We start from the raw sequence: 21,034 nt of genomic DNA, 5'->3' as shown, positions 1-21,034 counted from the left end.
GGTGGGACAGCCGGGCAGGTCGCGCGCACCAATCTGATCCCAGTCAAGTGCGCTACCAAATCCCCAAACCCGGTGCCAGGAGCACCACGAGAGTATTACCGCGCCATGTGCCAACCCGACGAAGCAGCTATAGAGAATGCCGCCCCTCCGACAACGGCATCCGGCACCCAGAACCGCCCACCGTCGCGCTCTTGCCCCGGCAACCTCGAACCAGAGCTTGATGGTTAACTAAACGGCATTGGGTCGGTGGCTCTACGCTCTCGGTCACCACGCCCGCCGACCTCACTCCTGCTCTGTTCCTGATAAAGACGTTCGGACGTTCACTTGACACGCCAGCGCTTACGTAACCACTCAATTCCTGCATAGAAAGCGACTACGCCGGGGAGGGTGAAGAGTGCGGACCCCCATCCCTGTTGAAGATGGATGTTGACGATACCCCAGCCCAAGAACGGCCCGAGTAATCCCCACGTTCGGAAATCAGATGACAGAATCCAATACGTAAGGCGAAACGCTATATCTCGTACGTAACGCGTGGGGTGTCGAAGGCTCAGCCGGAGGGGCAAAGCGTGGAGCACCTGATTGATCGCGTAGCGTAATTGCGCCAGCTTGGGAGCCCTTCCCGACGCAATGTCATGCAGATCTGCCAGCAGCTCCTCCCGATAACGCTCACGATCAGCGCTGGGCACAATTTGCAAACCGACTTTCAGCAGACCCGCCGCCGACCGTGATACGCCTCCTGGGCGCATTGCGATAGTCTTCTCTGCGCTGTGCGCAGAATTAAGAGCAACTCGAGAGACGTTACTCAGAGCCCAGGCAAGCTCACGCAGCGCGCGACTCAGTTCGCCGCCGACCTCACGCCCGCGAGTAGCCAAGAAGTGAGGACGGTCAAGAGGAAGATGCCAAGCGATCTGGTTGATAAAACGACGGACGAGATCTTGCGCCTGATAGACGTTGTGATCGAGTTCTAGGTTGTAGGCAAGTGTATGTACAAGGTCCAACCTTTGTTCGAAGAGGTGGATACGTTCATCAAGGCGACTGAGGTAAGCGACAACGTCCATATAGACGGCCAGGTCGCACACATGCGCTTGATCTAGGGCTGTGTCGAATTCGTGGGCGAGATCGAGTGCATCACTATGGGCGCGTTCAGCGACACTGGCGAGTTCAATTGCTGCATCACGCTCGGTAATCGCCTGAGCATTCTGACTGCTCATGTGGCACCGCCTGTTAACGGACGCTGAGGCAGGAGAGACAGTTGCGGCGCTTTCGCAGCGGCCTCTGCAAGCGCTCCACGTGCTCGCTCCAACCCGTCTGGTGTCAACCTGTAGTAGCGGCGCCGCGGGCGTTTGGCCTCGTGTGGATCGAGGTCCTCCCATCGGGACTCGAGCCATCCGATTCCCTCGAAGCGGGCGAGGATCGGATGGATGGTGCCGGCCTGGAGACCGGCTGCGGCGCAGATCTCCAGGCCGTACATTTCGCGGGTCGCGTCTACAAGAAGGGCTCGGAGTACGAGTTGGGTCTGAAGGGTCATCCGTGGTGTACCCATGCTGGAACTCTACTTAGGGCTATGGCGAATGTCCGCGATTTCGTGGCATCAGCGGCGGATGCTGCTTCGATCATGATCCACCCCATGAACCTCGCAGGGTCGAAGTGTTCTCCGCTCGTGGACACGTGCGGGCTCGACAAGGCCAGGCGGTTGAGGCATCGCCGAAGTGTGAACGACCAACACGCCTCCATGATCGTCGGACGTCTACGCCAACCGATCAGGACATGGACCTCGCGCTCCGACTCGACGGCAAGGCCGCGAGCGCCAACACGATCCGCCGCAAGCGCGCCGCCCTGCATGCCGTCCTGGAGTACGCGGTAGAGCTGGAGGAACTGCCCGCCAATCCGGTGCACAAGGTCAAGTGGAAGCCGCCTACAACCACGGAGACGGTGGATCCGCGGGTCGTGGTAAATCCCTGCCAGGCCGATGCGCTGCTGACCGCAGTGGCCTCCGTAGGCGGGCGGGGCCGCGGGCGTCGGCTCCAAGCCATATTCGCCTGCATGTGGCTACGCCGCCCTCCGTCCCGGCGAGACCGTCGCGTCCAGAAAGCAGGACTGCCATCTTCCGGCAATCGGCTGGGGCCGCATCCTCGTCGATGTCTCGCGCCCAGAGGTCAACAACACATCGAAGAGTTCGGTATCGCCGGGGATGGCCGGCTGTTCCGCAGCGAGCGCGGCAAAGTCGTGGCCTCGACCGCCTACACAGAGGTCTGGCAGGACGCCCGCGCCCTGGCACGCCCGCCCAGGTTGCCTCTCCCCTGGCTCGCAGGCCGTACGACCTGAGGCACGCGGCCGTCTCCCTCTGGCTCAACGCGGGCGTACCCGCCGCCGACGTAGCTGAGAGAGCCGGGCACGGTGTGGACGTGCTGCTCAGGGTCTACGCCAAGTGCCTCGACGGCCAACAGGAGATCACCAACAAGCGGATTGAGGATGCCCTCGCCGCTTGATCACCCAGCACCGCCCCGAGAGGTCCCGGAACGCCACCGGGGCCCTTCGCCGTTCCACATACTTTCCCACGCCCACACGATCCGCAGATCTTCCGGATCAAGGCCCCCCGACCAGGGGAAACGCCTCATGATCCATTCCGGGCATATTCCGGAACCTGCGACAATGAGCCGCTCACGGCGGCATCCGGCTGCACAACCCCTAAAATGCAGAAGAGGCCCCGTAGGGCGTCTGAGCTGCGCTTACACTGGTGACAGGTGCAAGGTTCGAACTTGCGTAGGCTGAGCCGACGGTTTTACAGCTCGTGACCTATTGGACCGGGAAATGGCTTCCCACCAGCGGCGCAAGCGCGTCTCGCCACAATGCAGTCCATGATCATTGCACGTATATGGCACGGCGACTGGCGGAGATGATCCCAGGGCTGCATCTACCTATGCGTGGCGTGCCCCACCCCACGCTCGTGTTACCCGAGCGGGTAGCCGATCTCTTGGAGGTCGGCACGGACGTTGCGCAGCCCGATCTCCGGGTTTAGCGCTCTGACGACCTCTTCTGTTAGCGGCCGGAGCGCGAAGATGTGCGCGACCGGCTCCACCGGCACGGGCGGCTCGTCCTCGTCAGTGGCCGCCCATGCCACGTAAGCAGCGGGTGAACGATCAATGAGCAGATCGAACATCTGGTCCGAGCCGTCCCTCTCGTAGGTGGCGCGCCCAGTGCGCCAGCGATCGTCCGATGTAGTGCGCCACAGGCAGCAAGTGATGAGCGGGACGTCCTCGAGCGTGAACGCCACCTCGTCGAGCTGCGGTCTGAACACCTCGGGAACGTCGTCGACCACGCCCGGCCAGGGGCGAAGGTCATCGCTGGCGAACGGCGAAACGGGCGACTCGTGGTCAAAACCGCGGATGTAAACGCCAGCAAGGCAGAACACGATGGAATAGTCGTCGCCCGCACCGCTGCGCCACGAGGCCATCTCCTCCCCTGGTGCCCAGCGGGAGTCAAAAGAGTACTCGCGGTACTCCCACTCCGGGATACGTATGGCATCCACCATGGCGAGGGCGCGACAGTGGTCGCGCAGGACTTCGACGGGGGGGAGGGCGGCGGCCACCTCGTGCACATTCTTCATGCGGAGATGTGTACCGCACGGCACTGACACTGCAAGCGGGGTCGCGCACGGTGGCAAGGTGTCTGGGCTGATAGGGCGCCCGGGAACGGTCAAGGCGTTGACCGGGCTTGCGGTGCGTTATGAGTGACCGTGGCTGCTCCCTCTTCACCTTGTCTTGTTGCACGACGATCAGCTGGTGACCCGGCTCTTGCGCACTGCGCATACCTCTCGTCCTGATCATCCCGTCTGCCGTCGACCCGCCCGAAGGGAAGCGGGCCAGGGCCACGGGGACAAGGTGGAGCCCCCAACTGGAGGAACGACCTTGGCCCCGTGGCCCTGGCCCGCTCGGCTTGTCCCGGGTCGATGGTGGGCGGGATGATCAGGCCTCCACCTCGGCCACTTATGTTGAGAACACCCGGCGCGGCGATCATCCCGGAGCCAGAGTGCCCCCGCCGGAGGCATCCGGCTGGATTGCCTCAAGTACGGCCATAGTGTCGGTGTCGGTGCGTAGGCTCTCATGGTGAAGCCTCACACGGAGGAAGATCATGGGCTATGAGACCGACGGCTGGCCAACGCCGGCACCTAAAGCGCCGAGCAAGCCGCAATCTTTCGACGACCTGATCAATGATCACTCTGGGGAAGATGGCGAATGGCTTAACGCCGAGGCGGTGGTGGGGACTACCGCAGTCCTACTCCTTAAGAGAGGCGACCATAAGTCGGCACGCCTTCTTCTCGATGTTGTGCGCGCGGTCAAGGAATGGAATGACGAGCACGGAGAGAACTGGCCCTGGCTCGAAGTCGATTCAGGACATCGGGCACAGTTCACGGATCAGGTCATGAATGACGTGCTGAGGCCAGTCTTCATGGACGTCATGAGGCGTCGGCAGTATCACGCTTACTGGGTAGACGTCCGTGAGACACTCCCCCTCGTCGGACCGGATTGGCGCGATCAAGTACAGGCTTATCTCTCCGGTAAAGGAGTGACGAACCAAGGTCGACGAGCCCGGATGGAATCTCCGCGACTCGTGGAGGACAACCTTACCTTCACGAATCGTGGAGAACTCATCGTCTTCAAAATGTTGAAGAAGATCCAGGAGCAGGATTTTCCAAGGGACGACACGATTGGTGTCTTCCCCCTCCCCGGCGCTCGGGTGCTCGGTCATACCTGGGAGCCCGACATTCTCGTGACTTACAAGGGCCGCGCGGGCGTCATAGAAATCGACGGCCCACACCACAAGGGGCGTCGCGCTCTCGACGCGACACGCGACCATTTGTATCGCGATGCTGGCGTTGCAGTGATCGACCGGATTCCGGTGGAGGTGCTGAGCGATGCTTCCGAGCTCGGCATGTGTCTTAGGCGCTTCTTGAAGCGGCTCGGTGAGGCGCGGTGAGGCGCGGTGAGGCGCGGTGAGGAGTAGATCCGCGGCCCGAGCACGGCCGCGCGCGAGAACGGCCCCCAGGCCGCACGCGCAGCGTGCGGCCGAGCGCAGGGCCGCGCCGGCGGCGCGGAGCGCCGCCCTTGATCTTCATAGGGACTATTCGGCAACGATCTCGGCTGTCACCTGGAAGTGCGTGTACGACGTCGTCGTAGGCCGGTAGCTTCACGGTGTGGCTGATGACGCTGCGCTGACGCGCTGGGTGGTTCACGGGGAACGGCTGATCTACGACAACCGGTGGATCCGGCTCGGGATGGCCGATGTGGAGATCCCGGGCGGGGAGCGGTTCGAGCATCATGTGGTGCACCTGGACCGGGCTGCCATCGCTGTCGTCGTCGATGAGCAGGACCGGGTCCTGTTGATGTGGCGGCATCGGTTCGTGTTCGACCGGTGGGGGTGGGAACTCCCCGGCGGGCTGGTCGAGGCCGGCGAGGACCCGATGACCACGGCCGCCCGGGAAGTCGAGGAAGAGACCGGGTATCGGCCGAAGCAGGTTGAGCATCTGGTGAGCTATCAGCCGATGGCCGGCATGGTGGATTCCGAGCACATCCTGTTCCTGATGCGCGGGGCCGAGCTGGTCGGCAAGCCGGAGGGCGAGGTGGAGGCCGATCGGATCGAGTGGGTTCCGATGGCGGAGATCCCGGACATGATCGCTCGCGGGGACATCTGGACGTCGGGGACGTTGATCGGGTTGCTTCAGGCTCAGCAGCGACTCAACGGCCAAGGGCGCGGTTGACCGCTTGCGTTAGCTCGTCGATGCGGCGCCGTTGACGGCGTGAGCCGGTCATGGTGGCCAGTTGCTTGGCGCGGTGGATGTGGGGTTGGGCGGCTTCAGGGTCGCCGGCCGCGAGGAGGGCGTGTCCGAGGTCGCAGCGGACGCCTGCTTCGGCGCGGTTGTAGGTGCCGTCCATTCCGGCAAGTGATGAGCGGAGGTCCTCGACGGTGCCGGGGTCGCCGAAGCGGAGTAGGCAGCTTCCGCGCCAGCGGGCGAAGTGGTGGACGTTGATGGACAGGTAGGGCATGTCCGGGTCGCCGTCGCCTTCCGGCAATACGGCGGCTGCCTGGTCGAGGGCGCGACGACATGCGGTCTCGTCTCCGAGGACGGCCGCGGCCTCGCCCTCAGCGGCGGCGAGCCATGTGCGCAGGCGGGCGGGGACGTGGTCTCGGTGCGTGGTGTGGATGTGCTGGAGGAGTTCGGCGGCTTCGGCTGGGCGGCCCATGTCCATGAGGACGTACGCCTGTTCGCCGGAGACGTAGGCCAGCACGGCGGCGTCCTCGGCTTCGCGGGCGGCGGCTTTGGCGGCTTCGTAGTGGTTCCATGCGTCGTTGAGGGCCACGGTGTTGATGGCCTGCCAGCCGGCCAATGAAGCTGTTTCGGCAAGTAGGTGGGCGAGCTGGGCGCGGATGCGTGGGCGTATCGCGTGGCGGTGGGCTCGTTCGATCTGGGCCATCTGGGCGCGCATCTTGTCGGCGATGGCGACGCTGCCGAGTCGGCGGTCCTGGAGGCGGAGGTTGTTGGTGTCCGTCCGCAGGATCATGACCATGGTGTCGTCGACGGCTGCGGCGGCCTCCAGGCGGGCTGCGAGTTCGTCGGTCTGCTCCTGGTGCTCGTCGTCGAGGTCGCCTGTTGGGGATGCTATGTCGAGTGGGGCCAGGCCGAGGAGCATGCGGGCGTGGTCGGGCAGGCCGAGTCCGGTGGCGATGCGCTCGAAGACGGCGAGTTCTTCTATGGGGCCGGCGGTTCCTTTGAAGATCTTGTTGACGCGGGGCTGGGCTATTTCGGTCGCACTTGCGATGCGAACCTGACTGATACCGCCGTATTTTGCAACAAGCCGGAATAGGCTCGCGATGTCGCGGTTTTTCAGGCTTTCTCGCACGTCGTCGCGTTCCCAAACCGATGGCGGTAGCTTGATCGGCTCGAAAGCACTCGCGCGCATGCGGTCCTCCGGAACTCGGCTCCGTGATGGTGCATTGCCGTGCCGGGGACTCTATATGCCTCGGTGGTATATCGCCGCTGGATATGTATAAACGGTTGGTCCATTCATGCTCGGCCGCATGACAACTCCGGTCAGGTGCGAAGAATGCGACGGGCGCGGATGGAAGATCGTCACGCGGCGCGGGCACGTGGCGGCGTCGAGGATGGGGGTCACCTCGTCCTCCACCGTTGAGTGCCTCTTCTGCGATGGAGCTGAGTGCGGCGCCCCCGCCGGCGGCGAGGTGTTCGAGTGGGAAGTTCGGGTCCAGTCCGGCGGGGGTGAGGCGCTCGGGTCGTGCGGGTCGAGCCCGTTCCAGGCGACGGCGATGGACGAGCTGCGCAAGGCGATGCGCGGCGTGGCTGGGGACGCTGCGGTGTGCGGGCGCATCATCCACAGCGTCTACGGGCTCGGCGGCGTGACTGACGGCGAGAGCCGTCACGAGATCTTCCGTGCGTACCTGGACACGGCCGGCTCGGTCAGGTTCGAGCGGGTGGCCGAATGAGCGCGGCGAAATTCGTCTCGATTCATCCGGGACATTCGGCTGAGCTTCTTCGGCAAGCGCTGGCTGTCAAAGGGGTCGCCGCCGACGTTCACGATGGATACGGGCTCGCGCTCGTCTCTGTCTGGGTCGGTCTCGTGGTGTGGTGCGACGGCAACCATTTCTGGTGGCGAACCGGGTGGAATGCCGGGCGGCGCCGTGTCATCTATGCGTGGCATCCCGCCATTGACCCGGTGCGGGCCGCTCACCGCGTCGCCATGCGTTATGCGGATTTGCGATCCACGCATTCCGCGACAGGGCCGCTGGCTGAGCTTCTGCGCGAGACCGAGCATGAGCGATGACGAGGTCGCCTTCTGGGGATGCGGGGTGGAGAGCATCCGGCGGAACTCCGTCCTGGTACAGCATGCGGTGCGTACGGACGGTATGACGGCATGGTGCGGGGTGACGGTGCAGCCGGTGTTGATCGACGATTGGCATGTGCCGTTCGTCCCGGACGGCTCGACATCCTGCAAGGAATGTGCGCGGCGGTACAGGCAAGCCTTCAGGTGGAGACGGAAGTTTGCCTTTCAAGAGCCCTGACAGGTCACTTCTTAGCCAGTACTGTACTTGTGCGGACGAGCGCAAGAGTGAACGGACGGCCAAGATGAGCATGGACTTCGCCCCTCCGAAGTACGCCCAGGTCATGCGGGCGATTCAGGAGCGTATCGAGTCGGGCGAGTACGCGCCCGGCGACATGCTGCCTTCCGAGACGCAGTTGGTTCGTGAGCTGGGCGTGGGCCGTACGACGGTGGTGCGGGCTCTTCAGACCTTGGCCATGCAGGGCTGGATCGAGCGTGAGCACGGGCGGGGCTCGTTCGTGAAGGGGCGTCCCGAGAGTGGGGCCGATCGCGTCCGGCCGAGCTTGACCGCGACCGAACAGGGCGAGAGTGCGGAGAGCCTTGTGGAGGTGGCGCGCGTGTCGGCGCCTCGGTACGTGGCGAAGCTCCTCGGGGTCGCCGAGCGTACGCCAGTGATCATGCGTAGGCGGGTGGCTCGTGAGGGAGGTCTCCCGTCGGCGGTGGAGACGGTGTGGGTTCCGCTGGAGATCGCGGTGGGTTCCGACCTGGACAAGCCGGAACCGCTGCGGAGCGGCATCCGCCGGCATCTCCAGGCGGTCAAGCATCTGCGGTTCGACCACATCACCGAGCGCGTCACCGCTCGTAAGCCGACCAAGGAAGAGGTCGAGCTGCTCGGTTCGTCCAACCCGGTGCTCGGCGTGCTGGCCACCGTGCACGATCCGGCGGGGACGGTGCTGCTCGCCATGAGCCTGGCCCTGCCTGGCACCCTGCACGAGCTTGAGGATGTCTACAAGGTGAGCTAACTCTTACCAAGCCATTCCGGCTCGGCCACTTGTGCGGACGAGTGGCCGTTACCTACTCTCAACTCATGCGGACAAGTGGACGAGCGAATGAAGGGCTCTCCGCCGCAGCAGAGAGGAACCACATGGCAATCCAGGGACCCATCCCGATCAGCTTCGAGCAGGTCTTCCCGCACGGCTGCTACCTCGTCGGCAACGTCGAGCAGGTCAAGGACTTCGACGCCTCCACCAACGGCCGAACCGTCTACGCCAAGGACAAGACGACCGGAGAACCGGTCTGGCAGGTCCCGGTCATGGACGGTGACCCGACCGTGAAGGCGTCCCAGAAGACGATCGCGGTCAAGATCCTGTCCTCGACCGAACCGCCCCTCCCGCCCGCCGCGCCCGGCCTCCCGATCACGCCCGTGGAGTTCGTCGGGATGACCGTCACGCCGTACGTGTCCCAGAGCGGGCGGCTGGCCTACTCCATCCGCGCCACGGGAATGCGCCCGCCGCGCGCCAAGCAGGCTCCCGCCGGCAAGGAGGCAGCGGCGTGAGCCTCGAACCGTACACCTACGTCACGTTGTCGATGCCATCGGCGGACAGGCCGCACGTCGCGGTTTCCTTCTACACCCACGAGGTGCGTACTCGCGCCGGTGTGATCGACGAGCGCCGCCCGTACCTGGCCGTCAGCACCTCGGAGGCGAACGTCTCCATCTCCACCACGGGCGGCGGGTCGGTGACCGTCGCTGACCTGGCCCTGGCGCGCGACATCTACGCCGCCGCCGCTCAGTACCTGGCCGACTGCGAGCGCCTGCACACCCGGCAGTCGGCCACCGGCAAGGCCACCGACCAGACGGCGGCCTGACACGTAAGGCGGGGCCGCCAGAAGCGCCAACTTCCGGCGGCCCCTCGGTTCTCCCCTGACTCCACATCACGAGAGGCTCCAAGCTTATGTTCAAGCGGCTGCCTGGCGACGAGGCGCGCAACCTCGTCACCACCACGCCCGACACGGCCATCGTCTTCCGCCCGGCCGTCGTCCAGACTCCCGCCATCCTGACCCTGATCATCTTCGCCTGGCGCATCCTCGCCGGATGCGTACGGCTGCTCTGGCGGCACCCCGTCGCCCTGCTCATCGCCCTGACGCCCGTCGCTCTCACGCTGGCGTACGGGTGGCGAACTGCGCTGCTTCTCCTCGTCCCCTTCCCTACGGGGATGCTTACCTGGGCCCTCACCGACCGGCACGGCTTCGTTCGCCTGGTCGGGCTGCGGATGCTGGCCTGGTGGCGGCTCGTCTGGGTGTACCGGCGGCACTGGCAATCGGTCATGGTCGTCTCGGGGCTCGGCCGGCACTTGTGGGGCCGTGACTACCTGCCCCAGCTCGGCAAGGTCACCTGCACCGCGTGGGCCGACCTCGTCACCGTGCGCATGCTCAAGGGCCAGTCGGTCAAGGACTGGGCCGACCGCCTCGACCATCTCGCGCAGGGCTTCGGCGCGGCCTCCTGCCGCGTGGCGGTCACCCGGGGTGGGCGGCTCCAGCTCACCTTCCCGCGTACCGACCCGCTGGCCGTGCCGCTCGATGCTCTGCCACTGCCCGACGCCCCGACCGTGGGGCCGGTCGAGATCGGCAAGCAGGAGGACGGGCGGCCGTGGTGGCTCAAGGTGCACGGCACTCACGTCCTGGTCGCGGGCGCCACCGGTGCCGGCAAAGGCTCGATCATCTGGTCCACCATCCGCGGGCTCCTCCCTGCCGTCCGGGCGGGACTGGTCGAGATTTGGGCGCTCGACCCCAAGCTGATGGAGCTGTCGTACGGACGGGCCCTGTTCGGTGACCGGTACGCCGCCACTCCGGAAGCGTGCGCCGACCTGCTCGACCAGGCCGTCACGGTCATGCAGGAGCGCGCCGCCCGGTTCGCCGGCGTTCTGCGCTCCCACACGCCGACCGCGGACGATCCGTTCGTCCTGGTGGTCGTCGACGAGGTGGCCTTCCTGACCGCCTACCAGGCTGACCGGCAGCTCAAGCAGCGCATCTCCGCTGCCCTGGCCACGCTCACCACCCAGGGCCGCGCGGTCGGCATGGGGGTCATGGCCGCCCTCCAGGACCCGCGCAAGGAGGTCATGAACATCCGCAACCTGTTCCCCGACAAGATCGCCCTCCGACTGGACGAGTCCGAGCAGGTGGACATGGTCCTCGGCGACGGCGCCCGCGACCGTGGCGCTCTAGCAGACCACATCTCACCTGTCCCGGAGCGGGGCGCCGGCGTCGGTTACGTCCGGCTGGAGACCTCGCCCGACCCGGTCCGGGTCCGCGCGGCCTACGTCTCCGATACCGACATCCGCGACATGGCCGCCACCTTCACCACCGCCGGAAGGGACGCTGCCTGATGAAGGTCTGTTTCCACGGCACGGCTGAAGAACTTGAACTCGTCGCGGGCCGACGCCTCATGGTCCTGCTCACCTTCCGCGACGTGCCCCGGCTGCGCGTCTTCGCGCTGCTTCATCCCCGCACGCTCAAGCACCCGTACAACGGCCTGTTTCGGCTCTGCGCAGACCGGGCCGAGGACGAGGGAGGTGTCCATGGCTGAACTGCCTCGCGCTGTTCGACAGGCGATGCCGCTGGCCCGTGAGGTGGCGGTGGAGGTCGCCAAGCAGTACGGCGTCTGCATCCGGCCCGTCCCGCTCAAGCGGCTCGATGTCCACACCGGTCGCTGGGAGATCGTGGACGTCCCCTGCGGGGCGACGCTGGAGGCCAAGTGTCCGCCGTGTGCCAAGCGGAACCGGCAGCTGCGGCGGGCACAGTGCCGCGAGGGCTGGCACCTCGACCAGGAGCCGGCCATCACCCCGGACGAGCCGACCGACGATCAGCGGTGGCTGGTCGAGTTCCGCGCTGACCTCCAGGCCCGCCGCGACCAGGCCGCCGCGTCAGGTGAGGACACCTCCGACTGGGACGCTGCCATCGAGGGCGTTGACGCCGAGATCAACGAGGCGGGCATGCGCGGCAACGTCCTCGGCCGAACCGTCCCCAAGCGCACCCGTTCGACCAGGCGGCGGCAGGACGCCCCGAACCTGCCCAAGCGCAGAATGGCGCCGACCACGCTCGGGCGGACGTTCACCAGCTCGGACGGCAAGGTCTACCGGCCCTCGCTGTTCGTCACGCTCACCCTCCCGTCCTACGGCAAGGTCCGCGACGGCGTACCGGTGGATCCGGAGAGTTACGACTACGCGCGGGCTGCTCGGGACGCGCTGCATTTCTCCAAGCTCGTGGACCGGTTCGTGCAGAACCTTCGCCGAGTGGCGGGCTATGACGTGCAGTACTTCGCCACCGTGGAGCCACAGAAGCGGCTCGCGCCGCACCTGCACATGGCCATCCGCGGCACCCTGCCCCGAGCGGAGGTCAAGCAGATCGCCGCCGCGACCTATCACCAGGTGTGGTGGCCAACGGCCGACGTGGTGCGCTTCGACGGCGAGCATCAGCCGGTCTGGCAGGACGGGGCCGGCTACCTCGACCCTGACACGGGCGAGGTCCTGCCCACCTGGGACGAAGCACTCGACCAGCTCGACACCGACCAGGACGCCGAACCCCAGCACGTGATCCGCTTCGGCGACCAGATCGACGTCAAAGGCGTCCTCGCCGGCACCCCGGACGCCGACCAGTGCATCCGTTACCTGTCCAAGTACCCCACCAAGAGCCTCGGCGACAGCCTCGACACCGACAACCCGGCCCGGCGGGAGCACGCCGCCCGCATGATCGAAGCCCTGCGGTACGAACCCTGCTCTCCGAGGTGCCCGAACTGGCTGCGCTACGGAGTACAGCCCAAGGACGCCAAGCCGGGGATGACCCCGGGAGCGTGCCGGAGCAAGGCCCACAAGCCCGACCACCTCGGCTACGCGGGCCGTCGCGTCCTGGTCTCCCGCAAGTGGTCCAACAAGACCCTCGCCGAACACAAGCATGACCGTCGCACGTGGGTCCTGGAAGCCCTCGGCCAGCCCAACGAGACACCCGACCCGCACCGCTACATCTGGAAACCTGTCCCGGCCGGCGACGCCAACGTATCGCCGCTCGCCACACGCCTCCTGCGCTCGGTGGCCGAACGCCAACGCTGGCGAACCCACATGGCACGTCTCCAAGCCCAAGCTGTCGGACAAGCTCTTCCGGCAACTGAGGAGGTGGCGGCGTGAAGAGAGACGAACTCCTCACCGTCGCCCAAGTCCTCGACGAGCTCGGCGGCGTCTCCCGCCGCACCTTCTACCGCTGGCGCGAGACCGGCAAGGCCCCGCCTGGCATCCGCCTGCCCAACGGCGAACTCCGCATCTACCGCAGCGACCTCGACGCCTGGCTCAAATCTCTCAGGAGCGCCGCATGACGACCTCGTACGACGTGAAGTTCTTCGAGATCAGCCGCAACAAGTCCAGCAAGACGCCCTCCTACGTCGTCCGCTGGTCGGTCGCCCGTAAGCGCTCGTCCAAGACATACCGCACCAAAGCCCTGGCCGAGAGCTTCCTGTCCGACCTTCGACAGGCCGCCAAACGCGGTGAGGCATTCGACGTGGAAACGGGGCTGCCGGCGTCCATGCTGAAGGCCAAGGACTCCAGGACCGTCCTGGAGTTCGCCAGGGCGTTCATAGAGATGAAGTGGCCGCACGCGGCGGCGAAGAGCCGAGACAGCATCTCCGACGCCCTGGCGACGGTCCTACCGGCGCTGACCAAGGAACGGGCGGGCCGTCCCGATGGTCGCGCTCTTCGCACGGCCCTGCGCAAGTACGTCCTCCTCCCTGAGGGCAAGAGGCCGAAGACGCCGCCAGAGCACGTCAGCACGGTCGCATGGCTGGAGGCGGCCTCGCTCGGCCTGAGCAGTCTGGAAGAGACCAAGACAATCCGGCTGGCGCTGGACGCCTTGGCCCTGTGCCTGGACGGCAAGGCTGCCGCGCCCACCACGATCGCCCGCAAGCGGGCCGTCTTCCATGCCTTACCGGAGTACGCCGTGGAGCTGGACGAGCTTCCGTCCAACCCTCTGCACAAGGTGAGATGGAAGCCGCCCAAGACGACGGACACTGTGGACCCGCGCGTCGCGGTGAACCCTCGGCAGGCGCAAGAGCTGCTGACCGCGGTGACCTACGTCGGTCGGCGCGGACGTGGCCGGCGACTCATGGCCCTGTTCGCCTGCATGTACTACGCCGCGCTACGTCCGGCCGAAGCTGTCGGTCTCCGTGTCCAGGACTGCCATCTATCCGCGTCCGGCTGGGGACGGCTCACGATCGACGTGTCCCGTCCCGAGGTCAACACCCACTGGACCGACAGCGGAGACGCCCACGAGGAACGCGGTCTCAAGCACCGGGGCCGCGCCGACGTCCGAGTGGTGCCCATCCCGCCGGACCTGGTGAAGATCCTCCGCCAGCACATCGAAGAGTTCGGCACAGCCAAGGACGGCCGGCTCTTCCGGAGCGAGCGTGACGGCGTGGTCGCCTCGACGGCCTACACCGAGGTATGGCAACAGGCTCGGCTCCTGGCCTTCACCCCGGCTCAGGTGGCCTCACCGCTCGCCAAGCGGCCGTACGACCTGCGGCACGCGGCCGTGTCCCTGTGGCTCAATGCGGGCGTCCCGGCACCGGATGTGGCCGAGCGTGCGGGGCATGGCGTGGACGTCCTCCTGCGTGTCTACGCCAAGTGCATCGACGGCCAGCAGGAGATCGCCAACAAGCGGATCGGCGACGCCCTCGCCGCATGACCGAGTACTCACCACACCCAGAGCCCCGGCCCACCACCGGGGCTCTTTCTCTTGGCCGCGTATTGGCCGAATCGGGCCGCCGACCTGCGGGGACGCACTCAAGATCATTGCACGCATATTGGTGGACCAGCGACAACCGCCCGCTCACGGCGGCATCCGGCTGCACACCCCTGAAACGCAGAAGAGGCCCCGAAGGGCCTCTGATCTGCTGTTACTGCTGGTGGCAGGTGCAAGGTTCGAACTTGCGTAGGCTGAGCCGACGGTTTTACAGACCGCTCCCTTTGGCCACTCGGGCAACCTGCCGCGCCATCCGCTCTCGCGGCGACAGACAGAAGAATAGCGGACTTCCGCGGTACACGTGACACCGGTTTGTCCCACGCCGGATCCCGCCTACCTGCTCCGCCGAAACAGCATTCGCCCCACCATCGACCGGACCGTCCCCTTTAGCAGGCCCGTGTCCTTGGCCTGCGGGGACGGCTTGCCTGGCACGGGGACGCCGAGGAAGTCGCCGAGCGAGGTCCTGCTCTGGCCTACTTCGAAGACGAGCAGGCGTTCGGCCCGAGATGATGGTCTTTAACTGGGAAAACATGCGCCGAGAAGGTGCGCGATGCGTGCTCCGCGTCCCCCAGGGAACCGTCCAAGACCGTTGACTGACGATCAAGCTGAGCATCAGGGCCACGCAGCCGGTATCCGGCACGATGGACAAGAGGTGGAGGGCCCCGGCCTGACCCGGGTTGCGCTGCGGCTCATCTGGTTGGAGGTGGTCTCGGCCATCCGCATGATCTCCACCAACTCAATCGAAAAGTGCCTTAACGGGGAGGTGGCGCCAGCGATCCTTCGGTGTGGCGCGGGGATCAAGGCCCGGCGCCCTGCACGACGCGCCGATGCTGGCTAGGCTCGTACGCTGGGGTCCGCGTTCGCAGGGGCGCGTTTCGAGGTCCGCAAGAACTGGAACCGGATACCGCCTAATGCTTACGCAGCGAGAGGATGTGCGTTTTGGCCGATTCATCTTTCGACATCGTCAGCAAGATCGACCGCCAGGAGGTCGACAACGCGCTGAACCAGACGGTCAAGGAGATCGGACACCGCTTCGACTTCAAGGGCACCGGGGCCAGCATCAGCTGGACCGGGCAGAGTATCGAGATCAAGGCCAACAGCGAGGAGCGGGCCGGGGCCGCGCTCGACGTGTTCAAGGAGAAGGTGGTCAAGCGAGGCCTCTCCCTGAAGATCATCGACGCGGACGAGCCCAAGCTGTCCGGCAAGGAATATCGCATGCTGGTCTCGCTCAAGGAGGGCATCGACCAGGAGAACGCCAAGAAGATCTCCAAGCTGATCCGCGACGAGGGACCCAAGGGCGTCAAGGCCCAGATTCAGGGTGAAGAACTGCGGGTCAGCTCGAAGAAGAAGGACGACCTCCAGGAGGTCATGTCCCTGCTCAAGGGCAAGGACCTGGACATCGCCCTGCAGTTCGTGAACTACCGCTAGCAGCGGCAGGAACCCCCGCTCTGAGTTGGTGTTTCATCGCTGGGAAGATCGCGGAGGGCATATCCGGGGCACACGGCCGAGCGCGCTGTCCACGAGGACAACGTTTTCTCCTGTGCCTCGGGCCACTCCCCTACATGCGCGTTGAGCGTGACCATCGGCATGGAGCGCCGAGAGCCACCCAGGCGCCTTGTGGATCGGGAGCGTGGCGAAATAGTGCCGCAGGCGATGCCGACCGACCCGGGGCAAGAACGCCGGCCGCGCGGGCCGTCAGTGCCAATAGTCGCCGTCCGGCAGCCGTACCCACATGTCGGGCGAGCCGTTGACGGCTGCGGCGTTGGTCAGCCTGAGTCCTGCATAGGCACAGCAGTAGGCCACGGCGTTGTACCGGTAGAGGAACGAGGCCAGGATGTCGCCGGCCGAGTCGTCGGGCGACGGGTCCCCGCCGCCTGGGTGCAGGTCTCCGCCTTCGACGACACCGTCACGTACGATGCTTCCCTGGTTGCCGCTCTTCGGGTTGGCGTAGAGCCCCTAGCAGACGGTGCCCGCTGACAGCAGCTCCATGACCCGGGGCATCTGCGGCCCGTAGCCCCAGGGCTGGCTGACGACACATCCGCCGGGCACATCCGTGATGCCGACCGTGAGGATGCTTTCGTCATCGTCGTCGTATCCAAGCTCATCGAGTTCTGACTCCTCGACCGGTGTGGCCGACAGCCGCCTTGCCGCTTCAGCCGCGGCGATGCCGGCCACGCAGGCCAGCCCGGGGCCCTCCACGTACAGCGTGCCCAATGCTGCGATCAACCGCCTGGCCTCCGCCCCCGCCTCGATCTCCGCTGTGAACAGACCCGCCTGACCGGGCGGCACAGGAAACAGATTTGGGGTGAGTCCGGCCAGGCTGAGCCGTCCGGGTGACCAGCCACCCATCATTGGCCGCCACGGGTCGGCTCCTGCGTCGACCAGTGCGCGGGCGTTGTCGGGGCGGTTGGCGAAGACGGCTTGCCAGAGCGCGGTACGGCCCTCACCCTGAGCGTCGACATCGTCCACTCGCCGGGCCAGCTCCGTGACGACTTCTGGTGAGCCGATCTCGGCTGCGGCGTGTAACGGTCGTACGTGGAAGAGCACACCCGAGTTAGGGTCCGCGCCTGCGTCGAGCCGTGCACGGATCAGATCGAGGTCGGTCCAGTCATCCCAGCCGAGGCCGGACCAGCCGTCACGCCCATTGACAGACATGGCACCCCTTGGAAGGACGTACTGAAAGTGTGTGCCGATCATGGCGGACGGGGCCGACAAAATCGGGATGGGCAAGGTCACCAAATGCGAGGAATCGCCGATCGCCCTGGTTGATGGGGCTCACACATCGGTGCCCTCGCCCGCCGGCTCGGACGGCGGGCTCGCCCGCCAGGCGCGCTGCCGTCTCGTTATCTCGCGCAGGACGCGCTCGAACTCGGCGTACACGTCGGCGCCTAGGGCGTGGCTGTGCCGGTGCTCGATCGCGGCCAGGATGGCGTCCGAGCGGCTCATCTGGTCCAGCCCGTGCGCTGTGGGCACGATGAGCTTGGCGCGGCGGTCGCTGGGGTCGGGGCGGCGTTCGAGGTAGCCAAGGGCCTCCAGCTCGTCGATCAGCTTGCCGACGACCTGCTTGTGTTGCCCCGACGAGCGGGCCAGATCGGTGGCACGGCTGCCCTCGGCATCCAGGTAGGCCAGGACCGCCCCATGCTGCGGTCGCAGGCCGGGATGTCCCTGCTCGGCGAGGGTTTCGAACAGTTCCTCCTGCACGGCGAACAGGAGGCGGCTGGCGAGCACCCCCAAATCAGGATTCGACCGCTTTCGCTCGCTACGCCTCATGACGGACCTCCCTTAGTAACCTGATCTTATAGTCACCTATATTGACTATATATCTGGGTGACTATATCGTCTTCACCGTACTGCGATCGAGGAGGAACCCATGAGCACAACCGTCGAACTGACCCGCTTCAAGGTGCGCCCTGACCATGCGGAGGCGATGCTGGCCGACGCCGGTATGTAGCCATGGGCCTGCTCGCCGACAAGGTCTACAGCGGCTTCACCTCCACCGGCACCCTGCACGGCGGGCACGAGTCCACTCTGCTGGCATTCGCCCGCACCTCCGCGCCGTAAGCCTGGACACCGCGGCATGAGCTATGCGCCCCGCGAAGACGGCGGCTTGATCGATCAGCAAAAGAGGACGTATCGCACATGATCACCGATATTCAGGGCGCTGTCGCCCACGGGTTCGAGAAAGTACGGGAGGAGTTCGCGGCGATCACCGCCGAGGAGGCCGAGCCTGGCGCCCAGCTCGCCGTGTTCGCGGACGGGCGGCAGGTGGTGGATCTGTGGGCGGGCGACGGCGTCACCGGCGACTCGCTACACGGGCTGTACTCATCGGGAAAGGGCGCGGCATACCTGGTGGTGGCGCTGCTGGTGCAGGACGGCGTCCTGGATCTCGACCGCGCCGTCGCCGACTACTGGCCGGAGTTCGCCGCAGAAGGCAAGCACGCGCTCACCCTGCGGGAACTGCTGGCGCACAGCGCCGGTCTGATCGGAGTGGACGGCGGGTTCAGCACGGGAGAGCTGGCCGACGACCGCGTGCTCGCCGAGCGCCTCGCCGGCCAGCGGCCGTACTGGCGGCCGGGAACCGCGTACGGCTATCACGCCTTCGTCATCGGGGCGCTCGCTGGGGAGGTGGTGCGCCGCGTCACCGGCCAGTCGATCCAGGAGCTGTACCGGCAGCGCGTGCGAGTTCCGTACGGTCTGGACTTCCACCTCGGGCTGCCCGAAGAACTCGAGCCTCGCTACGTCTCGGTGCTGCCCGTGCGGGCCACCCCCGTCCAGCAGGCCGAACTCCAGGCCGGCGCCCCGGCGCCGGACAGTCTGACCGGCGTCGCCTTCAACCTCAACGCCGCTTCGCCTACTGACCTGGTGGAGTTCGCCAATACTAGGTCCGTACGGGCCTTGGGTCCCACTTCGTCGGGCAGCGTGGGGAACGCACGTGGCCTGGCGAAGATGTACGCCGCAATCATCAGCGATGTGGAAGGCCGAGGGCCGCTGCTGCGGGCCGACATCCTGGCCGAGTTCACCAAGCTCCATTCCCGGGGCATCGACCTGGTGACAGGCGAGCGCGATCACTTCCTGCTCGGTTTCGAGGCCCAGCACATTCGGTACCCGTTTCTCGGTGCCGACGCCTTCGGCCACAGCGGCGCGGTGGGCGCACAGGCGTTCGCGGACCCCCGCAGCGGCATCGCCTACAGCTACACCCGTCGCCGCTTCTCCTTCGGTGGTGGCGGCGGCGCCCGGGAGAACCACCGTCTGGCCGCCGCTGTCCTGCGCGCGGCCACGCCATCGGGGCATCTGCCACGGTAAACCGTCTTGTCCACGACATCACCGCCGGAGGTGCTGGTCTTGGAGGAGCGCAGGTGCGCGGCGATCATCCGCAGCGGTGCGGCGCATAAGCTCAACTATCGTGACGAAAATCCCCCTGCGCCGTTTCACCGCCCGTGCCCTGCCCATCGACGAACAGGGCAGGGTGCTCCTGCTCCACGGGTTCGATCCCGCCCGGCCTGACGAGCCGTTCTGGTTCACCATCGGCGGTGCCGCCGAGGACGGGGAGACACTTCAGGAGGCCGCCGCGCGCGAGCTGTACGAGGAGGCCGGGATCCGGATCGACGCTGACCAGCTCACCGGGCCGTACGGGACAAGCACGATCAAGTTCTTCTTCGCCGAGTACGCCGTCACCCAGGATCAGACGTTCTTCGCGGTCCGGGTGGCCGAGGGCACGGACATCTCGTACGAGCACATGGAGGAGATCGAGAAGGCCACCACGCTGGGTCACCGGTGGTGGAGCCCCGAGGAGCTGGAGGCCACCGACGAGGTCTACTTCCCCGAGGACCTTGCCGCCATCGTACGCAAGATCCATTCGACTGCTTGACGTCACTGCCCGAGCCGGGCTGTTCGAGCCTGACGTGACGGACTAGCGGCGGTAGCCTGCCATGCGCTCCAACCGGGCGACCCGCTCGGCGGTGGGCGGGTGGGTGGAGAACAGCCGCCCGAACCCGTACCCGCTGAACGGGTTGGCGATCATCATGTGGGAAGCCGAGGTGAGGCGGCTGTTCTCCGGCAGCGGCAGCCGGCGAGCGCCCATCTCGATCTTGCGCAGCGCCGACGCCAGCGCCAGCGGATCGCCTGTGAGCCGAGCGCCGGACTCGTCCGCCTGGAACTCCCGCGTCCTGGAGATCGCCATCTGCACCATCCCCGCCGCCACCGGTCCGAGAACCATCATGAGCAGCGCCCCCACGAACCCGGGCCCCTCATCGTCATCGGACCCGCCGAAGAACACGGCCACGTAGCTGAGCCAAGTGATCATCGTGGCCAGCGCGCCGGCTACCGACGAGACCAGAATGTCTCGGTTGTAGACATGGGACAGCTCGTGCCCGATGACTCCGCGCACCTCGTCCGGGTTGAGCAGCTGCGTGAGCCCGTACGTCACGCAGACCGCCGCCTGGCGCGGACTCCGACCGGTCGCGAAGGCGTTCGGTTGCACAGTGGGCGAGATGTACAGGCGCGGCATCGGCTGCCGGGCTTCGTTGGAGAGCTCCCGTACGATCCGGTAGAGCATGGGCTGCTCGACCTCGCTGACCTGCCGCGCCCGCATCGCCGACAGGGCGATCCGGTCGGAGAAGAAGTAGGCGACACCGCTGCTCGCCATGGCGAGCACGAACGCGACCTGCAGCCCGGTGCCTCCGCCCAGCCACCCGCCCACCGCGAGTATCAACGCAGATAGGCCGCCCAGCAGAATGGCGGTGCGCAGACCGTTGTGGTGCAAGGTTCCCCCCTTCGCGGTGTGGGTTCACCTCGTCCAACGACGATCCCCCGACTCATCGTTCCCCGTGGTGGCCGCCCGAGGGCACAGCGCTACCGAACCACCTGCTCAGAGCGTCGGAACCGCAGCCCATCCGCTGGCCCACCTGGAGGAGGATGCG

At 66.2% G+C, this 21,034-nt stretch carries 23 protein-coding genes and 1 tRNA gene; 16 read left to right on the top strand and 8 right to left on the bottom strand.

Going from position 1 to position 21,034, the window contains the following annotated elements:
• Nucleotides 1–320 precede the first annotated feature (320 nt).
• Both LDL49_RS51800 and LDL49_RS51795 read right to left on the bottom strand, forming a co-directional pair.
• Nucleotides 321–1,211: a hypothetical protein gene (locus LDL49_RS51800; RefSeq protein ID WP_225302343.1), complete on the bottom strand. Its 891-nt coding sequence runs from the start codon at nucleotides 1,209–1,211 to the stop codon at nucleotides 321–323.
• Nucleotides 1,208–1,471 (bottom strand): PadR family transcriptional regulator, encoded by a 264-nt coding sequence (locus LDL49_RS51795; protein WP_225302360.1) that lies wholly within the window; start codon nucleotides 1,469–1,471, stop codon nucleotides 1,208–1,210. The genes LDL49_RS51800 and LDL49_RS51795 overlap by 4 nt, the downstream gene beginning before the upstream one ends.
• Before the next feature lie 296 nt (nucleotides 1,472–1,767).
• Here LDL49_RS51795 and LDL49_RS51790 point away from each other — a divergent pair, with 296 nt between their 5' ends.
• Nucleotides 1,768–2,325: a site-specific integrase gene (locus LDL49_RS51790; RefSeq protein WP_308016298.1), complete on the top strand. Its 558-nt coding sequence runs from the start codon at nucleotides 1,768–1,770 to the stop codon at nucleotides 2,323–2,325.
• A 625-nt stretch (nucleotides 2,326–2,950) separates the two neighbouring features.
• Here LDL49_RS51790 and LDL49_RS51785 read toward each other — a convergent pair.
• Complete coding sequence (locus LDL49_RS51785) at nucleotides 2,951–3,607, bottom strand: hypothetical protein (protein ID WP_225302342.1); 657 nt, start codon at nucleotides 3,605–3,607, stop codon at nucleotides 2,951–2,953.
• A gap of 524 nt (nucleotides 3,608–4,131) precedes the next feature.
• Between LDL49_RS51785 and LDL49_RS51780 the strand changes: the two genes are divergently transcribed.
• On the top strand, nucleotides 4,132–4,977 hold the full coding sequence (locus LDL49_RS51780; protein ID WP_225302341.1) for a hypothetical protein: 846 nt from the start codon (nucleotides 4,132–4,134) through the stop codon (nucleotides 4,975–4,977).
• 298 nt (nucleotides 4,978–5,275) lie between these two features.
• Nucleotides 5,276–5,758, top strand: a complete 483-nt coding sequence (locus LDL49_RS51775) for an NUDIX hydrolase (protein ID WP_225302359.1) — start codon at nucleotides 5,276–5,278, stop codon at nucleotides 5,756–5,758.
• On the opposite strand, the gene LDL49_RS51770 is transcribed toward LDL49_RS51775, so the two are convergent.
• On the bottom strand, nucleotides 5,736–6,959 hold the full coding sequence (locus tag LDL49_RS51770; protein WP_225302340.1) for an NsdA family TPR-like regulatory protein: 1,224 nt from the start codon (nucleotides 6,957–6,959) through the stop codon (nucleotides 5,736–5,738). The genes LDL49_RS51775 and LDL49_RS51770 overlap by 23 nt on opposite strands.
• A 118-nt stretch (nucleotides 6,960–7,077) precedes the next feature.
• Between LDL49_RS51770 and LDL49_RS51765 the strand changes: the two genes are divergently transcribed.
• From LDL49_RS51765 to LDL49_RS51720, 10 genes are all read left to right on the top strand, one after another.
• Nucleotides 7,078–7,500 (top strand): hypothetical protein, encoded by a 423-nt coding sequence (locus tag LDL49_RS51765; RefSeq protein WP_225302339.1) that lies wholly within the window; start codon nucleotides 7,078–7,080, stop codon nucleotides 7,498–7,500.
• The gene (locus LDL49_RS51760) at nucleotides 7,497–7,838 is read left to right on the top strand and encodes a hypothetical protein (protein WP_225302338.1); all 342 of its coding nucleotides are present in this window, start codon (nucleotides 7,497–7,499) and stop codon (nucleotides 7,836–7,838) included. The genes LDL49_RS51765 and LDL49_RS51760 overlap by 4 nt, the downstream gene beginning before the upstream one ends.
• 302 nt (nucleotides 7,839–8,140) lie before the next feature.
• Nucleotides 8,141–8,857, top strand: coding sequence for a GntR family transcriptional regulator (locus LDL49_RS51755; protein WP_225302337.1), 717 nt, complete (start codon nucleotides 8,141–8,143; stop codon nucleotides 8,855–8,857).
• Between the two features lie 122 nt (nucleotides 8,858–8,979).
• Nucleotides 8,980–9,390, top strand: a complete 411-nt coding sequence (locus tag LDL49_RS51750) for a plasmid replication, integration and excision activator (RefSeq protein WP_225302336.1) — start codon at nucleotides 8,980–8,982, stop codon at nucleotides 9,388–9,390.
• Nucleotides 9,387–9,701: a hypothetical protein gene (locus LDL49_RS51745; protein ID WP_225302335.1), complete on the top strand. Its 315-nt coding sequence runs from the start codon at nucleotides 9,387–9,389 to the stop codon at nucleotides 9,699–9,701. The genes LDL49_RS51750 and LDL49_RS51745 overlap by 4 nt, the downstream gene beginning before the upstream one ends.
• Before the next feature lie 86 nt (nucleotides 9,702–9,787).
• Nucleotides 9,788–11,218 carry an FtsK/SpoIIIE domain-containing protein gene (locus tag LDL49_RS51740; RefSeq protein ID WP_225302334.1) on the top strand — a complete coding sequence of 477 codons (1,431 nt, stop codon included), beginning with the start codon at nucleotides 9,788–9,790 and terminating at the stop codon, nucleotides 11,216–11,218.
• A complete protein-coding gene (locus LDL49_RS51735; protein WP_225302333.1) occupies nucleotides 11,218–11,418 on the top strand; it encodes a hypothetical protein in 201 nt (66 codons plus the stop codon). Before LDL49_RS51740 ends, LDL49_RS51735 begins: the two co-directional genes overlap by 1 nt.
• Nucleotides 11,411–13,012: a replication initiator gene (locus LDL49_RS51730; protein WP_225302332.1), complete on the top strand. Its 1,602-nt coding sequence runs from the start codon at nucleotides 11,411–11,413 to the stop codon at nucleotides 13,010–13,012. The genes LDL49_RS51735 and LDL49_RS51730 overlap by 8 nt, the downstream gene beginning before the upstream one ends.
• Nucleotides 13,009–13,197 (top strand): helix-turn-helix transcriptional regulator, encoded by a 189-nt coding sequence (locus LDL49_RS51725; RefSeq protein WP_225302331.1) that lies wholly within the window; start codon nucleotides 13,009–13,011, stop codon nucleotides 13,195–13,197. The genes LDL49_RS51730 and LDL49_RS51725 overlap by 4 nt, the downstream gene beginning before the upstream one ends.
• Nucleotides 13,194–14,558, top strand: coding sequence for a tyrosine-type recombinase/integrase (locus tag LDL49_RS51720; protein WP_225302330.1), 1,365 nt, complete (start codon nucleotides 13,194–13,196; stop codon nucleotides 14,556–14,558). The genes LDL49_RS51725 and LDL49_RS51720 overlap by 4 nt, the downstream gene beginning before the upstream one ends.
• A 218-nt stretch (nucleotides 14,559–14,776) precedes the next feature.
• Here LDL49_RS51720 and LDL49_RS51715 read toward each other — a convergent pair.
• Nucleotides 14,777–14,861, bottom strand: a tRNA-Tyr gene (locus tag LDL49_RS51715).
• Nucleotides 14,862–15,545: 684 nt separating this feature from the next.
• Here LDL49_RS51715 and LDL49_RS51710 point away from each other — a divergent pair.
• Nucleotides 15,546–16,043 (top strand): YajQ family cyclic di-GMP-binding protein, encoded by a 498-nt coding sequence (locus tag LDL49_RS51710; protein WP_225302329.1) that lies wholly within the window; start codon nucleotides 15,546–15,548, stop codon nucleotides 16,041–16,043.
• 528 nt (nucleotides 16,044–16,571) lie between these two features.
• Here LDL49_RS51710 and LDL49_RS51705 read toward each other — a convergent pair.
• Both LDL49_RS51705 and LDL49_RS51700 read right to left on the bottom strand, forming a co-directional pair.
• A complete protein-coding gene (locus LDL49_RS51705) occupies nucleotides 16,572–17,351 on the bottom strand; it encodes an ankyrin repeat domain-containing protein (protein WP_225302328.1) in 780 nt (259 codons plus the stop codon).
• Nucleotides 17,352–17,390: 39 nt separating this feature from the next.
• Nucleotides 17,391–17,885, bottom strand: coding sequence for a MarR family winged helix-turn-helix transcriptional regulator (locus tag LDL49_RS51700; RefSeq protein WP_225302327.1), 495 nt, complete (start codon nucleotides 17,883–17,885; stop codon nucleotides 17,391–17,393).
• A 369-nt stretch (nucleotides 17,886–18,254) separates the two neighbouring features.
• On the opposite strand from LDL49_RS51700, the gene LDL49_RS51690 reads away from it, so the two are divergent.
• Nucleotides 18,255–19,418 (top strand): serine hydrolase domain-containing protein, encoded by a 1,164-nt coding sequence (locus tag LDL49_RS51690; RefSeq protein ID WP_225302326.1) that lies wholly within the window; start codon nucleotides 18,255–18,257, stop codon nucleotides 19,416–19,418.
• A gap of 100 nt (nucleotides 19,419–19,518) precedes the next feature.
• Nucleotides 19,519–19,983, top strand: a complete 465-nt coding sequence (locus tag LDL49_RS51685) for an NUDIX hydrolase (protein WP_225302325.1) — start codon at nucleotides 19,519–19,521, stop codon at nucleotides 19,981–19,983.
• Between the two features lie 42 nt (nucleotides 19,984–20,025).
• Here LDL49_RS51685 and htpX read toward each other — a convergent pair whose 3' ends face one another.
• Nucleotides 20,026–20,877 carry a zinc metalloprotease HtpX gene (gene htpX / locus LDL49_RS51680; protein ID WP_225302324.1) on the bottom strand — a complete coding sequence of 284 codons (852 nt, stop codon included), beginning with the start codon at nucleotides 20,875–20,877 and terminating at the stop codon, nucleotides 20,026–20,028.
• Between the last annotated feature and the right edge of the window lie 157 nt (nucleotides 20,878–21,034).

It is taken from the genome of Nonomuraea aurantiaca, from assembly GCF_020215705.1.
Taxonomy (GTDB): domain Bacteria; phylum Actinomycetota; class Actinomycetes; order Streptosporangiales; family Streptosporangiaceae; genus Nonomuraea; species Nonomuraea aurantiaca.
The sequence above is the reverse complement of the archived record's forward strand: the minus strand, read 5'-3'. Positions and strand labels throughout refer to the sequence as shown.

Bases quoted from the DNA above. Each gene is read 5' to 3' on its own strand.
- LDL49_RS51800 (WP_225302343.1), bottom strand. From the start codon at position 1,211: ATGAGCAGTCAGAATGCTCAGGCGATTACCGAGCGTGATGCAGCAATT.
- LDL49_RS51795 (WP_225302360.1), bottom strand. From the start codon at position 1,471: ATGTACGGCCTGGAGATCTGCGCCGCAGCCGGTCTCCAGGCCGGCACC.
- LDL49_RS51790 (WP_308016298.1), top strand. From the start codon at position 1,768: ATGGACCTCGCGCTCCGACTCGACGGCAAGGCCGCGAGCGCCAACACG.
- LDL49_RS51785 (WP_225302342.1), bottom strand. From the start codon at position 3,607: ATGAAGAATGTGCACGAGGTGGCCGCCGCCCTCCCCCCCGTCGAAGTC.
- LDL49_RS51780 (WP_225302341.1), top strand. From the start codon at position 4,132: ATGGGCTATGAGACCGACGGCTGGCCAACGCCGGCACCTAAAGCGCCG.
- LDL49_RS51775 (WP_225302359.1), top strand. From the start codon at position 5,276: ATGGCCGATGTGGAGATCCCGGGCGGGGAGCGGTTCGAGCATCATGTG.
- LDL49_RS51770 (WP_225302340.1), bottom strand. From the start codon at position 6,959: ATGCGCGCGAGTGCTTTCGAGCCGATCAAGCTACCGCCATCGGTTTGG.
- LDL49_RS51765 (WP_225302339.1), top strand. From the start codon at position 7,078: ATGACAACTCCGGTCAGGTGCGAAGAATGCGACGGGCGCGGATGGAAG.
- LDL49_RS51760 (WP_225302338.1), top strand. From the start codon at position 7,497: ATGAGCGCGGCGAAATTCGTCTCGATTCATCCGGGACATTCGGCTGAG.
- LDL49_RS51755 (WP_225302337.1), top strand. From the start codon at position 8,141: ATGAGCATGGACTTCGCCCCTCCGAAGTACGCCCAGGTCATGCGGGCG.
- LDL49_RS51750 (WP_225302336.1), top strand. From the start codon at position 8,980: ATGGCAATCCAGGGACCCATCCCGATCAGCTTCGAGCAGGTCTTCCCG.
- LDL49_RS51740 (WP_225302334.1), top strand. From the start codon at position 9,788: ATGTTCAAGCGGCTGCCTGGCGACGAGGCGCGCAACCTCGTCACCACC.
- LDL49_RS51735 (WP_225302333.1), top strand. From the start codon at position 11,218: ATGAAGGTCTGTTTCCACGGCACGGCTGAAGAACTTGAACTCGTCGCG.
- LDL49_RS51730 (WP_225302332.1), top strand. From the start codon at position 11,411: ATGGCTGAACTGCCTCGCGCTGTTCGACAGGCGATGCCGCTGGCCCGT.
- LDL49_RS51720 (WP_225302330.1), top strand. From the start codon at position 13,194: ATGACGACCTCGTACGACGTGAAGTTCTTCGAGATCAGCCGCAACAAG.
- LDL49_RS51710 (WP_225302329.1), top strand. From the start codon at position 15,546: ATGTGCGTTTTGGCCGATTCATCTTTCGACATCGTCAGCAAGATCGAC.
- LDL49_RS51700 (WP_225302327.1), bottom strand. From the start codon at position 17,885: ATGAGGCGTAGCGAGCGAAAGCGGTCGAATCCTGATTTGGGGGTGCTC.
- LDL49_RS51690 (WP_225302326.1), top strand. From the start codon at position 18,255: ATGATCACCGATATTCAGGGCGCTGTCGCCCACGGGTTCGAGAAAGTA.